Annotated in this window: 9 protein-coding genes and 1 riboswitch; of the genes, 5 read left to right on the plus strand and 4 right to left on the minus strand. The window is 70.2% G+C overall.

Annotation, left to right across the window (positions count from 1 at the left end; genetic code table 11):
• Positions 1-70: 70 nt before the first annotated feature.
• Positions 71-706, minus strand: a complete 636-nt coding sequence (locus SJY26_RS04390; protein ID WP_396594934.1) for an outer membrane lipoprotein carrier protein LolA — start codon at positions 704-706, stop codon at positions 71-73.
• A gap of 207 nt (positions 707-913) precedes the next feature.
• A complete protein-coding gene (locus SJY26_RS04395; protein WP_396594935.1) occupies positions 914-3,316 on the minus strand; it encodes a DNA translocase FtsK 4TM domain-containing protein in 2,403 nt (800 codons plus the stop codon).
• A 138-nt stretch (positions 3,317-3,454) separates the two neighbouring features.
• On the opposite strand from SJY26_RS04395, the gene SJY26_RS04400 reads away from it, so the two are divergent.
• Complete coding sequence (locus SJY26_RS04400; protein WP_396594936.1) at positions 3,455-4,708, plus strand: UbiH/UbiF/VisC/COQ6 family ubiquinone biosynthesis hydroxylase; 1,254 nt, start codon at positions 3,455-3,457, stop codon at positions 4,706-4,708.
• Positions 4,709-4,720: 12 nt separating this feature from the next.
• Here SJY26_RS04400 and SJY26_RS04405 read toward each other — a convergent pair whose 3' ends face one another.
• Positions 4,721-5,257 (minus strand): hypothetical protein, encoded by a 537-nt coding sequence (locus SJY26_RS04405; protein ID WP_396594937.1) that lies wholly within the window; start codon positions 5,255-5,257, stop codon positions 4,721-4,723.
• A 188-nt stretch (positions 5,258-5,445) separates the two neighbouring features.
• Between SJY26_RS04405 and SJY26_RS04410 the strand changes: the two genes are divergently transcribed.
• Complete coding sequence (locus SJY26_RS04410; protein WP_396594938.1) at positions 5,446-6,342, plus strand: aldo/keto reductase; 897 nt, start codon at positions 5,446-5,448, stop codon at positions 6,340-6,342.
• On the opposite strand, the gene SJY26_RS04415 is transcribed toward SJY26_RS04410, so the two are convergent.
• Complete coding sequence (locus tag SJY26_RS04415) at positions 6,326-8,149, minus strand: TonB-dependent receptor plug domain-containing protein (protein WP_396594939.1); 1,824 nt, start codon at positions 8,147-8,149, stop codon at positions 6,326-6,328. The genes SJY26_RS04410 and SJY26_RS04415 overlap by 17 nt on opposite strands.
• A 194-nt stretch (positions 8,150-8,343) precedes the next feature.
• Positions 8,344-8,497: riboswitch (cobalamin riboswitch) on the minus strand.
• A gap of 89 nt (positions 8,498-8,586) precedes the next feature.
• Here SJY26_RS04415 and mutS point away from each other — a divergent pair.
• From mutS to murJ, 3 genes are all read left to right on the plus strand, one after another.
• Entirely contained in the window at positions 8,587-11,271 is a 2,685-nt protein-coding gene (gene mutS, locus SJY26_RS04420; protein ID WP_396594940.1) for a DNA mismatch repair protein MutS, read from the plus strand.
• Positions 11,268-13,943 (plus strand): [protein-PII] uridylyltransferase, encoded by a 2,676-nt coding sequence (glnD, locus tag SJY26_RS04425; protein WP_396594941.1) that lies wholly within the window; start codon positions 11,268-11,270, stop codon positions 13,941-13,943. Before mutS ends, glnD begins: the two co-directional genes overlap by 4 nt.
• A gap of 168 nt (positions 13,944-14,111) precedes the next feature.
• Positions 14,112-15,689, plus strand: coding sequence for a murein biosynthesis integral membrane protein MurJ (gene murJ / locus SJY26_RS04430; RefSeq protein ID WP_396594942.1), 1,578 nt, complete (start codon positions 14,112-14,114; stop codon positions 15,687-15,689).

A 15,689-nucleotide genomic window follows, 5' to 3' on the forward strand; every position in this document is an offset into this window, starting at 1 on the left:
AAAAGGTCAAATTCAGAAATTGAGAGTTTGCGTGTGATTTTCCGAACACGGTTGACTCTTCATGAAGACGTCAGTTTCGGCCGGGGCGTCGTGTGGGATCCCGCAGCTCGAACAGGCTGGATGCCAGGCCCGAGGCCGGGGCCAGGGAGGTCAACCGGGTCCGGGTCCGGGCCCCCTGGGCATCGGTGATGGTCCACTCCTGCAGCCTCAGCGGCGTGCCGGAGAAGGCCAGGATGACCGAGCCGTCGTTGGGACGCCCGCCGTCCCGCACCGTCAGGGCGAAGGCCCCCGACGCCATGCGGGTGACCCGGTCAATCCGGACGCCCTGATCGAGGCGGACATTGCGAGCGAGGAAGGTCGACAGGGGCGTGGCCCCCAGCGGCACCTGGCGGAAGACGTTCAGGCGTGGATCATAACGTTTGACGTTGTTGCCGTCAGACACCACCAGCAGCCCCGCCGGATCGGTGTACTCGAACCGCATCTTGCCGGGGCGTTGCAGCCAGAAGCGGCCCTGACGCGTCTGGCCGCCCGCGCCGGTTTCCACGAACGTTCCCTGGGCCGAGGTGAGGTTCTGCAGATAGGTCTGGGCCGTCGCGAGCGTGGCGCGATCCTCTGCGGACAACGCCGTCTGGGCGGCGGCCGGCAGTGCTGAGAGGCCGGCCATGGCGGCGAGGCCGAGGCCGAGGGTTCTGCGGGACAGGGTCATGGTCGTACTTTTCTCCTTCCCGCCGTGTCCGGGTGCGCCGGCCGACGGGACGATTTTGAAGCTCTCGTTCTGAAGGGGCCGCGCGGCGTCTCGATGACGGCAGCTAGACCTTAATCCGGCGGCGAGATGAAGCCCTGTTCAGGCCCGATGGTTCCGGGGCGGCTTTGAACCTCTTCCTCCCGTCGGGGGAGGGAGGAGGCCTCGAACTCACCCCACCGGCGGTGGTCCGGCCAGAACGTCGCGCTTGCCGGCGTGGTTCGCGGGGCTGACCACGCCTTCCTGCTCCATCCGTTCGATCAGGGAGGCGGCGCGGTTGTAGCCGATCTGCAGCCGACGCTGGACGTAGCTGGTCGAGGCCTTGCGATCGCGGGTGACCACAGCCACGGCCCGGTCATACAGATCGTCGCCCGACGACCCGCCACCCTCGTCGATGGCATTGTCGCCGTCGCCGTCGGGATCGTCGGTGATCAGGTCCAGATAGTCCGGCTCAGCCTGGGCACGCAGGTGTTTGCACACCTCCTCGACCTCCTGATCGGTCACGAACGGCCCGTGCAGGCGGGTGATGCGGCCGCCGCCGGCCATGTAGAGCATGTCGCCCTGGCCCAGCAGCTGCTCGCCGCCCTGTTCGCCCAGGATGGTGCGGCTGTCGATCTTGGAGGTGACCTGGAAGGAGATGCGGGTCGGGAAGTTGGCCTTGATGGTGCCGGTGATGACGTCCACCGACGGGCGCTGGGTGGCCATGATCAGGTGGATGCCAGCGGCGCGGGCCATCTGGGCCAGACGCTGGACCGCGCCCTCCACATCCTTGCCGGCGACCAGCATCAGGTCGGCCATCTCGTCCATGACCACGACCAGATAGGGCATGGGCTCGGGGCGGATCTTCTCGGACTCATAGACCGGGCGGCCCTGATCGTCGAAGCCGGTCTGGACCGTGCGCTCGAAATGCTCGCCCTTTTTCTGGGCCTCGATGGCGCGCTCGTTGTAGCTGGCGACGTTGCGCACGCCGAGCTTGGACATGCGGCGATAGCGGTCCTCCATCTCCCGCACGGTCCATTTGAGGGCGACGACGGCCTTCTTGGGATCGGTGACGACAGGGGCCAGCAGGTGCGGGATGCCGTCATAGACCGACAGCTCCAGCATCTTGGGGTCGATCATGATGAAGCGGCACTCGGCCGGGGACAGGCGATACAGGATCGACAGGATCATGGCATTGACCCCGACCGACTTGCCCGAGCCGGTGGTGCCCGCGATCAGCAGGTGGGGCATGCGCGCCAGATCCGCCACATAAGGCTCGCCGCCGATGGTTTCGCCCAGCGCCAGCGGCAGGATATGGGCCGGCTTGCCGTATTCGGCCGAGGCCAGCAGGTCGCGTAGATAGACGGTCTCGCGCTTCAGGTTGGGCAGTTCGATGCCGATGGCGTTGCGGTTGGGCACGACCGAGATGCGGCAGGCGCGGGCCGACATGGAGCGGGCGATGTCGTCGGACAGGGCCACGACGCGGCCGTGCTTCACGCCGGGGGCAGGGACCAGTTCGTACAGGGTGACCACCGGGCCGGGGCGGATCTGGTCGATGACGCCCTTGACGCCGAACTCGGCCAGCACGCCCTCCAGCATCTTGGCGTTCTGTTTGAGGGCGGTCTCGTCGACCATGCCGACGCGGGCCTGGGGCTTGGCCAGCATGGCGAGCGGCGGCAGGGAGAAGTCGCCCTCGGGGCGGACGAAATCGAACACCGCCTGATCGTCGGCGACGGCCTTCTTCGAGGTCTTGGGCGGCTTGACCGCCGCGACGCGCGGTTCGGGGGTCGCCGTGGCGCGGGAGGCGGCAGGCTCAGCCGCCGAGGGCTCCCAGGGCGGCAGGTCTTCTGATGCGGTCTCGTCCTCCGGCAGCTCGAGCCGGGCGGGCTTGCGCTCCGCAGGCCGCGCCGCGACCTCGGGTTCGGGCCGCGCCGGGCGACGGCGGGCGGGGGCAGGGGGCGTCTCGGCGGGCGCACGGCGCAGGCTTGAGGCCCAGACCATGGCCTCGCCGAAGTCTCCGATGCGCAGGCCCACGGCGAAGCCGCAGGCCCACAGGCCGAGCGCGAGGAAGGTCAGGCCGCCGATGACATCGCCTCCGGGAATCTGCAGGGCGCGGAAGGCGGCCTCGACCGTTCCGATAGCGGCATCGCCCCACAGCCCGCCCAGCCCGGCGGCAAGCGGCCAGGCGGTGGGGGCGGCAAGGGCAGAGAGGGCGGCGGACAGGCTGAGCACCCCGCCGCTGGCGGCCAGGGCCCTGAGGGGGGTGGGCTTCAACCGCTGCTGCAGGGCGTCTCCGATCGCGGCGGCCAGGCCGAAGGCGACGATCAGGGCCGACGCCGGCCAGGCGGCGAGGCCGAGGGATTGCATGAACAGATCGGCGAACAGGGCCCCGTTCGCCCCCAGCCAGTTGGTCGGAGCGCTCGAGGAGGCGGCATTCAGGCTGGGATCGGTGGGGTTCCAGGACACGAGGGCGACGATCAGCAGGGTGGCCAGCAGCGCCTGCAGCACACCCCGGAAGCGCACGAGGAAGGGCGCATCCCACAGCACGCGGGCCCCCAGAAGGGCGCGCTGGCTGATGGCGAGGGCTGCGGACATGGACGGCTCCGGACGAACGGATGCCCAGTGTGCCCGGGCAGGGTTAAGGGGCTGTTTACCAGCCCGCCTTGCGTCACGCGGTGCGCTGCGACCCCTCCGCCACTGGACGCGTCCGCCAGACGGCGCGACAAGCCTGCCATGAGCGGTCCCCATACCCATGACGTGATCATCGCCGGCGCCGGACTGGCGGGTGCAACCTTTGCCCTGGCCGCGGCCCAGGGGGGCTTGCGGGTGGCGCTGATCGACCCCCAGCCGTTCGAGGCGCAGCTGGCCCCGACCTTCGACGGTCGGTCGACCGCCATCGCCTGGTCGACCTTCCGGATGCTGGATGCGCTCGGCCTCGGCGAGGCGTTGCGGCCCCATGCCTGCCGCATGGATCATATCCTCGTGACCGATGGTCGTCGGCCGGGCGCGGCCTCGAAGCCTGCTTCGCCAGCCTTTCTGCGGTTCGATGCCGATGAGATCGGGGATACCAATGGCGGGGAGCCGCTGGGCTATATGGTCGAGAACCGCCAGATCCGCGTCGCCCTGGCCGGTGCGATGGCCGGATCCGGGATCGATCTGCGAACGCCGGCATCGGTCGTCGCGGTGGAGACGACGGGTCCTGCGGCGCGCGTGACCATGGCGGACGGAACCGTGCTGGCCGCACCGGTGGTGATCGGGGCCGAGGGCCGGGGGTCGGCGGTGCGCAAGGCGGCCGGGATCGAGACCGTCGGCTGGACCTATGGCCAGTCGGGGGTCGTGGCGACGGTCCGGCTCGGCCGCGACCACGGCAACGTCGCCCATGAGTATTTCCTGCCCGGTGGGCCGTTCGCCATCCTTCCCCTGACCGATCGCCGGGCCAGTCTGGTCTGGACCGAGAGTACCCGCGCCGCCCGGGCCCTCGGGGCCGCGTCGGACGAGGCGTTTCAGGCCCACCTGTCGCGTCGCTTCGGCGAATTCCTTGACGGGGCGACGCCCGAGGGGCCGCGTTTCGTCTATCCGCTGAGTCTGGAGCTGGCGACGCGGATGACGGGGCCGCGGACGGCCCTGATCGGGGATGCCGCCCACGGGGTGCACCCCGTCGCGGGCCAAGGTCTGAACATGGGCCTGAAGGACGCCGCTGCCCTCGCCGAGGTTCTGATCGAGGCGATGCGGCTGGGTGAGGATATCGGCTCGGATCTGGTGCTGGAGCGCTACGCCCGCTGGCGCCGGTTCGACACCGTGGCGCTGGCGGCGGGCTTTGATGCGTTCGTCCGGCTGTTTTCCAACGATCTGGCCCCGGTCAGACTGGCGCGGGACCTCGGTATGGCGGCCGTCAACCGGATCGGGCTGTTGCGTCGGGCCTTCATGGGGGAAGCCGGCGGAGCCACGGGGGACCTGCCCCGGCTGCTGCGGGGCGAGGCAGTCTAGGCTGGATCAGGCCTATTCGCCGGCGCCCGCCGGCTCATCCGCTGCGGCCGCGTCGATCGTCTCGACGGCATCCGAGGCCTGATCCAGGGCGTACTGGGCGATGAGGCCGTAGGTGACCATCTGTTCCGGGTCCCGGGCAGCCCAGGCCCCGTTCTCCATAACGCCCCGGGCCATGATGGGCGCGGTGCGCAACGCGTTCTGCACCTCGGGATCATTGAGGGCGTCGGCCACGAGCGCCTCGACATCAATGTCAGCCAGGGCCTGCTGTGCGATCTGCGCGGCCTGGCTGCTGATCTCGGCGGCAAAGGCGGAAACCGCGGGCGCATAGTCCTGCCAAAGAACAGCAATGCGCGCCTCGCGTTGGGCCTCGGTCAGGCTTTCGTCGCCCCCAATTCTCTCGGCCTGCTCACCGAACGCTTCCATGCGTGCCTCGAAGGCCTTGGCGGCGGCCTCGACTGCCGCTTCGGAGGCCGTCTGCGGATCGGCAGCAAGGGCGGCAGACAGGGGAAGAACCGCCAGGGCGGCGGCGAGGCTGAGCATGCGGATCATGACGACGGCTCCCTAGGTTCCACCTGAAGGAACGTCTGAACGCCCCGGGGCTCAAGTGAAATCGCGGTAACGCAAGGCCGGTGCCGGGCTGGAGGGGCCCCGGGGGTCCGGCGATCGGGGTTCGCCTGGTAAGGAAACGGTAGGGTCTCCCTCAGCCTCCCTTAAACTTTGGGCTTCACCATAGGCGTGTGAAATCCGCAGTTTCCCCTTCGCCCGCCGCCCGGCTGGCCCTCGCTGTCGTGACCGAGCCGGAACGGGCCGTGCCCGCCCCCGCCGGTGCGCGGGAGGAAGCGATGCGCGCCCTGCTCCAGACCGGCGCAGACGCGGGCGTGACCCGGATCGCCACCCGGCCGACCGGGGACGGAGAGCGTCTGCTGGGCCAGGCCTGGCCCTTTCCCTCGCCGTTCGCGGTGTCGGTCCGCACGCTTTCGCTTTCGGACGGTCTGGATCGGGTGGAGGCGCGCGCCCGGCGCTCGCTCGAACGTCTGGGCCTGCCGCGGGGCGATGTCCTGCTGGCGTCCTGCGCCGGTGATCTGGCCGGGGCCGAAGGTCGGGCCCTGTGGGACCGGATGCGGGCGCTGAAGGATCGCGGGCTGTATCGACGTATCGGCTTTGTCTCGACGATGGAGGACGGGCCGGTGGCCCTTGCGCGCCGGTTCCAGCCCGATGTGGTGCAGATGCCCTGCAATCTTCTGGATCAGCGCCCGGCCAGCGGCGGCGTCCTCGACGACCTGGCCGGTCTCGGCGTCGAGGTTCAGGTGTCTTCGGTGTTCGCACGGGGACTGCTGTTCACCAATCGCGAGAACCTGCCGCCCCACCTGGCGGGTCATGGGGTCGCCCTGTCGCGCACCCGTCGTCTTCTGGCCGAGGCCCGCATCGACCCGATGCAGGCGGCGCTGGCCTATTGCCTGGGTCTGCCGTCGGTGACCGCCGTGGTGACCAGTCTCGCATCGGCCGCGGAGCTGCGCGCAGTTCTGGCCGCTGCCCACGCGCCCCGGCCCGATCTGGACTGGGACGCGCTGGCGCTGCGGGAGCCGGCGGCGCTGACCGCCGACCCCCTGGCCGTCATCAGTAACGCAGCCTGATCCCGACATAGGCGGACCGGCCGGGTTCGCCATAGCCCAGCACCTGCTGATAGGTTTCGTCGGCGAGGTTCTCGACCCGCGCCGTCAGGGACACCTGATCGGTGAGGGTCCAGGCCGCGTTCAGATTGGCGGTGACAAAACCCTCACGCACGCCGCCCGAATCGTCCTGATCCGATTCTGTCCGCACGGTCAGGGCCCCCGACAGACGGTCGCCGGTCCAGCCCAAGGTCGCCGAGGCCGCCTGTTCGGGCACCCGCAGCAGCCGGGCGTCGGTCGTCCCGTCCCGGGCGTCGGTCCAGGCATACGCCAGCGTGAGATCCAGCATGCCTCCCGCCACCGTCCCGAGGGCGGCCCGGCCTTCCAGCTCCACGCCGTCCGAGCGGGTTTCGGCAATGTTGATATAGCGACCCGACACATAGCTAATCTGGTCCTCGACATTCAGCCGGTACACGGTCGCCCTGCCGTCCAGCCGCCCGTCTGCAGACGCCCAGCCGAGGGCGACCTCGACGCTGTCGGCCGTTTCGGGCGTCAGCACCGGGAAGGGCGTCGCCCCGTAGCAGAAGTCACAGACCGACTGGCTGATCGACGGGGCCTTGAATCCGGTCCCCCAGGCCCCGGACAGGATGAAGCCGCCGTCGAGGTCGAAGGCGGCCGAGACACGGCCGGTGGTCTCCGCGCCAAAGTCGTCGGTGTCGTCCCGGCGGAGGCCGCCGGTCAGGGTCAGACGGTCGGTCGCCTGCACACTGGCGACGGCGAACAGGGAGGTGGTGCCCAGTTCATCGGACAGTCCGCTGGACAGGCTGCCCGAGGTTTCCTCACGCTCGGCCCCGACCGCCCAGGTCAGACGTGCGGTCGCCGCGCCGTCCGCCAGCCAGCGATAGACCTGTCGATCGGCCTCGAAGGTCGAAGGGAAGCTGGAGACCGTGTCACGGGTGATGTCGGAGGCGGAGACGCTGAACTGGTGATCGAGGCCCAGGGCTGCGATCCGCAGGCGCGCGGTTCCGGACCACTGTTCGCTGGCGGTCCGGTCGAAGGTGTCCGCAAGGCGGAACGCCGGCGCAGGGAATCCGTCGATATCGGCTGCGTTCTCTGTCCAGCGAACTGATCCATCGATCGTCGCATCGGGGCTCACGGCATAGCGGGCGCGGGCCCCGACAGTGGTGTTCTCGAAGCCGTCGGCCTCGCGATTGCCATCGGCCTCATCGGCCGCCGAGATGCCGTCGGTGTCGAAGCGCGAGACCCAGGCCCCGAAGGCGTAGCGGTCATTGGCGACGCCGGCCGCTAGCCGGCCCCTCAGGGTGTTGTACGATCCCGCTTCGGCCTCGGCGCGCACGCCGTCGGTCTCACGCGTGGTGAAGGCGATCACCCCGCCGATGGCGTCCGAGCCCCACAGGGACGACTGGGGGCCGGACAGGACCTCGATCCGGTCGATATCGCCCAGTTCCAGTCCGGAAAAGTCAAAGGCACCGCCGATCTCGGCCGCGTCGTTGACCGAGGCCCCGTCGACGAGAACGAGGGTCTTGCCCGGGGTGGCCCCGCGGATCCGGACCGAGGCGACCCCCCCGAAGGCACCCGAGCGTACCACCGACAGCCCGGGAACATCGGTCAGGATGTCGGCGGCGAAGACCGCCCCCCGCTGCTCGATCGTGCGGCTGTCGATGACGCGCGCGCCGGGCGTCCGGGTGGCAATGGCGGGCAGGCGGGTGGCGGTGACGACGACCTCAGGCAAGGGATCTGAGTCTTCTGCGAAGACAACGGTCGGGACCAGCGCGATCAGGGCGCTGGTGGCGAGCAGGACAGGTTTCATGGGAACAGACTCCGTCCGCCCGGCTTCGGCGCGCGCCGGGCGTGTGAACAGCGACCAATCCGCCCCGAACCCGGTGGGTTCGACGCGGCGACGAGATCGGGTCGCTTCGACGGAACGGCCTCCTGTCATTGCAGGAGGGGTTGGTCCCACGCCTCTGTCTGGTCCCGGACAGCGGGCGAGCGACATCGGCGGCCAGGTCTCCTGGCTTGCGGGTCATCAACCGCCGTCCTCGCCTTCCCGGACCCGCAATCGCGGACCCAGTGACGCCGGGAGATGACCCCCGGACCGGACGACGGCCTGGCCGCCTACAGTTGCGGGCACAGCCGCGGTGTTCGACCGCGTTCCCTTAACCGCCTGCCCGGCTTGTCGCAGCGCGGTGAAGGTTCTGCAAGATCGCTTGAGCCCGGCCGCGCGATCCGTCACCCTGAGACGACGTCATGAACGCTCCCCTCTCCCACCCCCCGAAGACCGAAGCGGCCGACGGCGTGACGCCGGTCATGGCCCAGTTCCTGACGGCCAAGGCGTCCCAGCCCGATGCCGTGCTGTTCTTTCGCATGGGCGATTTCTACGAACTGTTCTTCAAGGACGCCGAGGTGGTCGCCGCGGCCATCGGCCTGACCCTGACCCGGCGCGGCAAGCATCTGGGTGAGGACATTCCGATGTGCGGCATGCCCGTGCATGCCGCCGAGGGCTATATCGCCCGGCTGATCCGCCAGGGCTTCAAGGTCGCCATCTGCGAACAGATGGAAGACCCGGCGGAGGCGCGGAAGCGCGGCTCCAAGGCGGTGGTCCGGCGCGACATCGTACGGGTGGTCACCCCGGGCACCCTGACCGAGGACAGCCTGCTGGATGCGCGCGGGGCCAACCGGCTGGCGGCCGTGGCGATCCGGCGCGGCCGGGCGGCTGTGGCGGTGGTCGAACTGTCGGCCGGAGCGGTGGACTGCGTGGCCTGTGACCCGGCCGATCTCGGTGCGACGCTGGCCGCCTTCCGGCCGAGCGAGGTGCTGGTTACCGACAAGGCCTTCTCGGATCCCGAGCTGAAGGGCGCGCTGGACGGCTCGGGCGGCGTGGTCCAGGCCCTGGCCTCAGCCGTAGCGGAGCCAGCGGCGGCCGGCGGGCGGGTCGCACGCCTGTACGGCGTGGCCTCACTGGACGGCTTCGGGGCCTTCGAGGAGGCGGAGGTCTCCGCGCTGGGCCTGATTGCGGCCTATCTGGAGACCACCCAGGCCGGCAAGGTCCCGGCCCTTTCGCCGCCGCGCCGGATTGGGGATTCGGGGTTCCTGGCCATCGACCCGGCGACCCGGCTGTCGCTGGAAATCGACCGCACCCAGAGGGGCGAGCGCGAGGGCTCGTTGCTGGCCTGTCTGGACCGGACGGTGACTTCCGGCGGGGCGCGGGCCCTGGCCGAGCGGATCGCCCGGCCGCTGAGGAACCCGGTCGAGATCAACCACGGGCTGGACGCGGTCGAATGGCTGCTGGAGCGGCGCTCGCTGCGGCGCGATCTGCGCGAGGGGCTGAGGGCCTCGGCCGATGTGGCCCGAGCGGTGTCGCGGCTGGCGCTGGGGCGCGGGGGCCCCCGGGACCTCGGGGCCATCCGGTCCGGCCTGACGATCGGGGAAGGCCTCGCCGACCTGTTCACCGTCTCGCCCGACCCCCTGGCCGGGCCGCCGGCGCGGATCCTTGGCTGTCTTGAGCGGCTGACCCTGTCGCCGGACCTGTCGCGGCTCATGCTGGACCTTGCGGCGGGCCTCGTCGATGAGCCGCCGCATCTGGCGCGCGACGGCGGCTTCGTGAAGCCGGGCTTCCGGCCGGAACTGGACGCGGCCCGGACCCTGCGCGACGACAGCCGCCGGGTCGTGGCCGATCTGGAGGCCCGGGCCGTCGCCGACAGCGGCGTGCCCTTCAAGGTGCGGCACAATGCGGTGCTGGGATACTTTCTCGAGACGACCTCGAAGCACGCCGAACCCCTGTTCCGGGCGGGGCCCGAGAGCCCCTTCATCCACCGCCAGACCCTGGCGGCGCAGGTGCGGTTCACCACGGTCGAACTGTCGGAACTGGACGCGAAGATCAGCCAGGCCGGGCACCGGGCCCTGGCCATGGAGGGCGAAACCTTCGAGGTCTGGCGGCGTGCCGTGCAGGATCTGGCCCGGCCGCTGCAAGCCGTGGCCGACGCCCTGGCCGAACTGGATGCCACCGCCGCCCTGGCCGAATGGGCCGAGGAGGTCGGGGCGGTCCGGCCGGTGGTCGACGACAGCCGGGTCTTCTCCGTCGAGGCCGGTCGCCATCCCGTGGTCGAGGCGGCGGTGAAGAAGGCAGGCGATCCCTTCACGCCCAATGACTGCAAACTGGACGGCGACGGGGTCGGGTGCGCCCGCCTGTCGATCGTGACCGGGCCCAACATGGCCGGCAAGTCGACCTTCCTGCGCCAGAACGCCCTGCTGGTGGTTCTCGCCCAGGGCGGGTGTTTCGTGCCGGCGAAAGCCATGCGGCTGGGGGTGGTCGACCGGCTGTTCAGCCGCGTCGGGGCCGGGGACGATCTCGCGCGCGGGCGGTCCACCTTCATGATGGAGATGGTCGAGACCGCCGCCATCCTGACCCAGGCGACGCCGTCCAGCTTCATCGTGCTGGACGAGATCGGGCGCGGCACAGCGACCTATGACGGTCTGGCCATCGCCTGGGCCTGCGCCGAGGCCCTGCATGACGTGAACCGGTCGCGGACCCTGTTCGCGACCCACTATCACGAGCTGGCCCGGCTGGAGGAACGGCTGGACCACGTCTGCAACCTGTCGATGCGGGCGCGCGAGTGGAACGGCGAACTGGTCTTCCTGCACGAGGCAGCCCCGGGGGCGGCGGACCGCTCCTACGGGGTCCAGGTGGCGAAACTGGCGGGGGTGCCGCCGGCGGTGGTGGCCCGCGCCCGCGCCGTTCTGGACCGGCTGGAGACGGAGAAGGCGGCTCATGCGCGGCTGGACGACCTGCCGCTGTTTGCGGTGATGGAGCCGCCGGCCCCGTCGCTGACGTCGGCGCTGGACGAGGCCGTCGCCGCGCTGGATCCGGACGCCCTGACGCCGCGTGAGGCGCTGGAGGCCCTTTACCGGCTGAAGGGACTGGTCCGGCCGTGACCGCGCCGCTGGACGCCCGCCTCGACGCCATCGTCTCGGGCCCGGGCGTTCGCCCGGCGGTCGCCGCCATCCTGAAGACGCACCACGATGCGGCGCGCGAGAAGATCGCCGCCCGCCTCGCCAGCGGCCTGCCGGGGGTGGAGGTGGCCCGCCTCTATGCGGCGGCGGCCGATGAACTGCTGATCGCCCTGTGGCGGTTCACCACCGAGACCCTCTATCCCTCGCACAATCCGACCGAGGCCGAGAAACTGTCGCTGATTGCGGTCGGGGGCTACGGGCGCGGGGTTCTGGCCCCGTTCTCGGATCTGGATCTGGTCTTCCTGCGGCCGTGGAAGACCACGGCGAGGACCGAGACCGTGGCCGAGTTCATGCTCTATGTCCTGTGGGATCTGGGGCTGAAGGTGGGGTCCTCGGCCCGGTCGGTGGAGGAGGCCCTGTCCCTGGGCCGGTCCGACATGACCATCCGCACCGCCCTGCTGGAGGCGCGGCCGCTGGCGGGGGACGCGGCCCTGACGGAGCATTTCCTGTGGCGCTTCCGGGGCATGGTCACCAATGCCGACCCCCGGCCCTTCATTGCCGCCAAGATGGAGGAGCGCGACAGCCGCCATGCCCGGACGGGCGCGGTCCGCTACCGCGTCGAACCCAATATCAAGGACGGCAAGGGCGGCTTGCGCGACCTCAATACCCTGTTCTGGATCGCCCGTTCCCTGGCCCCCGAAAGTCCCCTCGGGGCCCGGGTGCTGGACGAACTGTTGACGGCGCGGGAGCGCCGCACCTTCGACGAGGCGTTCGACTTCCTGTGGCGGGTCCGCTGCCACCTGCATCTGGCCGCCGGCCGGGCCGAGGAGAAGCTGACCTTTGACCTTCAGCCCGAGGTGGCGCGACGCATGGGCTGGCGCGGGCGCGGCGACGAGCCGGCGGTGGAGCGCTTCATGCGCCGCTACTTCCTGGTCGCCCGCGACGTCGGGGCCCTGACCCGGGCGATGAGCGCGACGCTGGAGGCCCGCCAGCAGAAGAAGACCATGAGCCTGTCGCGCCTGATGCCCGGTCGCAAACGTGATCTCGGCGTGCCGGGCTTCATCGAGGACGGGCGGCGGCTGTCGGTGACCGGCCCGGAGGTGTTCAGCGATGATCCGGTCAAGCTGCTGACCCTGTTCGTCACCGCCGACCGCCACGACCTCGATGTCCATCCGCACGCCTTTTCGGCGGTCACCCGGTCGCTGGCCCTCGTGACGCCGAAGCTGAGGCGCGATCCGCGCGCGACGGCGGCGCTGCTGCATGTGCTGGCGCACGGGCAACGGCCCTACCGGGTGCTGACCATCATGAACGAGGCGGGTTTGCTGGGCCGGTTCCTGCCGGAGTGGGGCCGGATCGTCGGCCAGACCCAGTTCAACATGTACCACGCCTATACGGTCGATGAGCACACGCTCCAGGCCATTGGCATCATCAACGATATCCAGCGCGGCAAGCTGAAGGACGATCACCCGCTGGCGACCGAGGTGATCCATCTGATCGCCGACCCCGAGGCCCTGATGCTGGCCATGCTGCTGCACGATGTCGGCAAGGGGGGCGAGCGGGGCCAACTGGAGGACGGGGCCATCGCGGCGCGTCGGGCCTGCGAGCGGCTGGGAATCGAAACGCGCCGGATCGAGATCGTGGTCTGGCTGGTGCGGCATCATCTGGCCCTGTCCGACTATGCCCAGAAGCGCGACCTATCCGATCCCGCGACGGTTCAGGCCTTCGCCGAGATCGTCGGCGATCCGGAGCGGTTGCGCATGCTGCTGGTGCTGACCGTGGCCGACATCCGGGCGGTGGGGCCCGGCGTCTGGAACAGCTGGAAGGGCCAGCTGATGCGCACCCTGTACGGCCGGGTCGAGGCCCTGTTCCGGGGCGAGGACCTCAAGACGGCCGATCCCCTGGCCGAACACGCCGGTCTGGTCGCGCGCGCCCTCGCCAACGGCGCGGCGGCCGAGGCCCGGACCGGGGCGGCGGGCCGGATCGAACAGACCACCGAGATCGCTCTGGCGGCCCGCGACCGGCCGGGCCTGTTCGCCGATCTGGCGGCCGTGCTCGCGGCAGCCGGGGCCGACGTGACCGGGGCCCGGGTGGCCACGGCCCCCGACGGCACGGTGCTGGATGTGTTCCAGGTCCAGGACGGCGCCGACCAGCCCTATGGCCAGGCCGAGCCGCGGCGTCTGACCTCGCTGATCGCGGCGCTGGAGGCGGCGGCGCGGGGCGAGTCTCCGGTCCGGCCCCCGGCCATGCCGGCCCCTTCGCCCCGGCGGGCGGTGTTCGATGTGCGGCCGGTGGTGATGATCGACAATGCCGCCTCGGCCGACGCCACGGTGATCGAGGTGTCGGGGGCCGACCGGCCAGGCCTGCTGGCCGAGTTGTCGCGCACCCTGTCGGACCACGACCTGTCGATCCGTTCGGCCCATGTCGCCGGCTTCGGCGAGCGGGCGGTGGACAGCTTCTACGTCACCGACCGCAAGGGCCGGAAGCTGAAGTCCGACGACCTGCTGGACCAGGTGCACCGGGCGTTGGAAGCGGTGCTGGACCGCACGCCCGCCGCCCCGGACGGCCGTCGGATCACCCCCGCCCGGGCCAGCGCCCGGGACGTCTCGGACCTGCGCCCCCGCAAGGCCGTTTCGCCCGCGCCGGAAGCGGGTTAAGCGACGCTTCGCCGCGCGCCCGTGCACGGCAATCGAGGTTCGTCCGTGTCAAAGCCTGATCTTCCCGAACCGATCGAACCCGCCGCCTCGATTGCGGGAGCTACCGCCACTGTCGAACCCTTGGTCCAGCCTCCGGCATCCGCGATGACGGCGAAGACGGGCGGCGGGATGCTGCGTTCATCGGCCATCTTCAGTGCCCTGACCCTGGTCAGCCGGGTCGTCGGCTTCGCCCGAGATCTCGCGATCAGCTACGCAATGGGGGCCTCGGCCAGTCCGGCAGCCGACGCCTACAATACCGCGCTCAGCTTCCCGAATTTGTTCCGCCGCATCTTCGCCGAGGGGGCCTTCGCCGCCGCGTTCGTGCCCGCCTATGCCAAGACGCTGGAGACAGAGGGGCCCGAAGCGGCCGACCGGATCGCCACCGACGCTCTGGCTGCCGTGGCCATGGTCACCGTGGTGCTGACGATCGCGGCCCAGCTAGCGATGCCGTGGATCATGACGGTGATCAACATCGGCTTCCTGGATGATCCGGCCCGGTTCAAGCTTGCCGTGGTGCTGACCCAGATCACCATGCCCTATCTGCCGTGTATGGCCATCGCCGCCCTGCTGTCGGGAGCACTGAATGCGCGCGGCCGGTTTATCGTCTCAGGCGCCTATCCGATCCTGCTCAACCTGATCATGCTGGCCTGCGTCCTGCCTGCGGCGGGCAACCAGGTCGAGGCCGCCTATGCCGCCTCCTGGGGTGTGCTGGCCGCTGGCATCGCCCAGGCGGGCCTATGCTGGTGGGCAGTGCGGAAGGCGGGCGCGAACATTGGCCTCGCCCTGCCCAGACTGACCCCGGCGGTGAAGGCCATCATCATCACGGCCGTGCCAGCCGCCATCGGTAACTCGGCGACCCAGATCAACGTCTTCATCTCCGGAAACCTGGCCAGCTTCCAGGCCGGGGGCCGGACCTGGCTGGCGACGGCAGACCGCCTCTACCAGCTACCGCTGGGACTCGTGGGCGTGGCCATCGGCATCGCCCTGTTGCCACGCCTGTCGGCGGCGGTGGCGTCGGAGAACCATCAACAGCAGCAGTCCTCGATGGATGAGGCCCTGACCCTGTCGATGGCCCTGACGCTGCCAGCAGCGGCAGCCCTGATGGCCATGCCCTACTTCCTGATCGACGCCCTGTTTACGCGCGGTGCCTTTCTGCAGGTCGACGCCGAACAGACAGCGGCCGCCCTGTTCCACTTTGCCTGGGGCGTGCCCGCCTTCGTCCTGATCCGCATCCTGGCTCCGGCCTTCTTCGCCCGGCGCGATACGCGGTCGCCGATGATCTTCGCCCTGGTCAATGTGGCGGTCGGGTCGGCGGGGATGCTGGCGCTATACAACCTCGGTCTCGGCGTGCCCGGAATCGCGGCCGGGACCAGTATCGGAGCCTGGTGCAACGCCCTGCTGCTGGGCGGATTCCTGTGGAGACGCGGCTACTATCGGCCGAGCGTGGCGGCGACCTCGCGCCTCGCCCGGATCGTCCTGGCCAGCGCCGGTCTTGCAGTCGTCGTGGCCGTGGCCTCCCGGGCCCGGCCGTGGCTGCAAGGCGGGGTCGAGGCGGGACTGTCAGCACTGGGGTCGGTGCACGGCGGCAAGGAGATCACCGTCGTCCTGGTCGCCGCAGCCGGTGCCCTGACCTACATCGCCATGGCCTTCGTCACGCGGGCCATTACCCCGGCGGAGGTCAAGGGTCTGGTGCGGCGCTCGCGCTGA

It is taken from the genome of Brevundimonas sp. R86498, assembly GCF_044598075.1.
Lineage (GTDB): Bacteria > Pseudomonadota > Alphaproteobacteria > Caulobacterales > Caulobacteraceae > Brevundimonas.

Bases quoted from the DNA above. Each gene is read 5' to 3' on its own strand.
- SJY26_RS04390 (WP_396594934.1), bottom strand. From the start codon at position 706: ATGACCCTGTCCCGCAGAACCCTCGGCCTCGGCCTCGCCGCCATGGCC.
- SJY26_RS04395 (WP_396594935.1), bottom strand. From the start codon at position 3,316: ATGTCCGCAGCCCTCGCCATCAGCCAGCGCGCCCTTCTGGGGGCCCGC.
- SJY26_RS04400 (WP_396594936.1), top strand. From the start codon at position 3,455: ATGAGCGGTCCCCATACCCATGACGTGATCATCGCCGGCGCCGGACTG.
- SJY26_RS04405 (WP_396594937.1), bottom strand. From the start codon at position 5,257: ATGATCCGCATGCTCAGCCTCGCCGCCGCCCTGGCGGTTCTTCCCCTG.
- SJY26_RS04415 (WP_396594939.1), bottom strand. From the start codon at position 8,149: ATGAAACCTGTCCTGCTCGCCACCAGCGCCCTGATCGCGCTGGTCCCG.
- mutS (WP_396594940.1), top strand. From the start codon at position 8,587: ATGAACGCTCCCCTCTCCCACCCCCCGAAGACCGAAGCGGCCGACGGC.
- murJ (WP_396594942.1), top strand. From the start codon at position 14,112: ATGCTGCGTTCATCGGCCATCTTCAGTGCCCTGACCCTGGTCAGCCGG.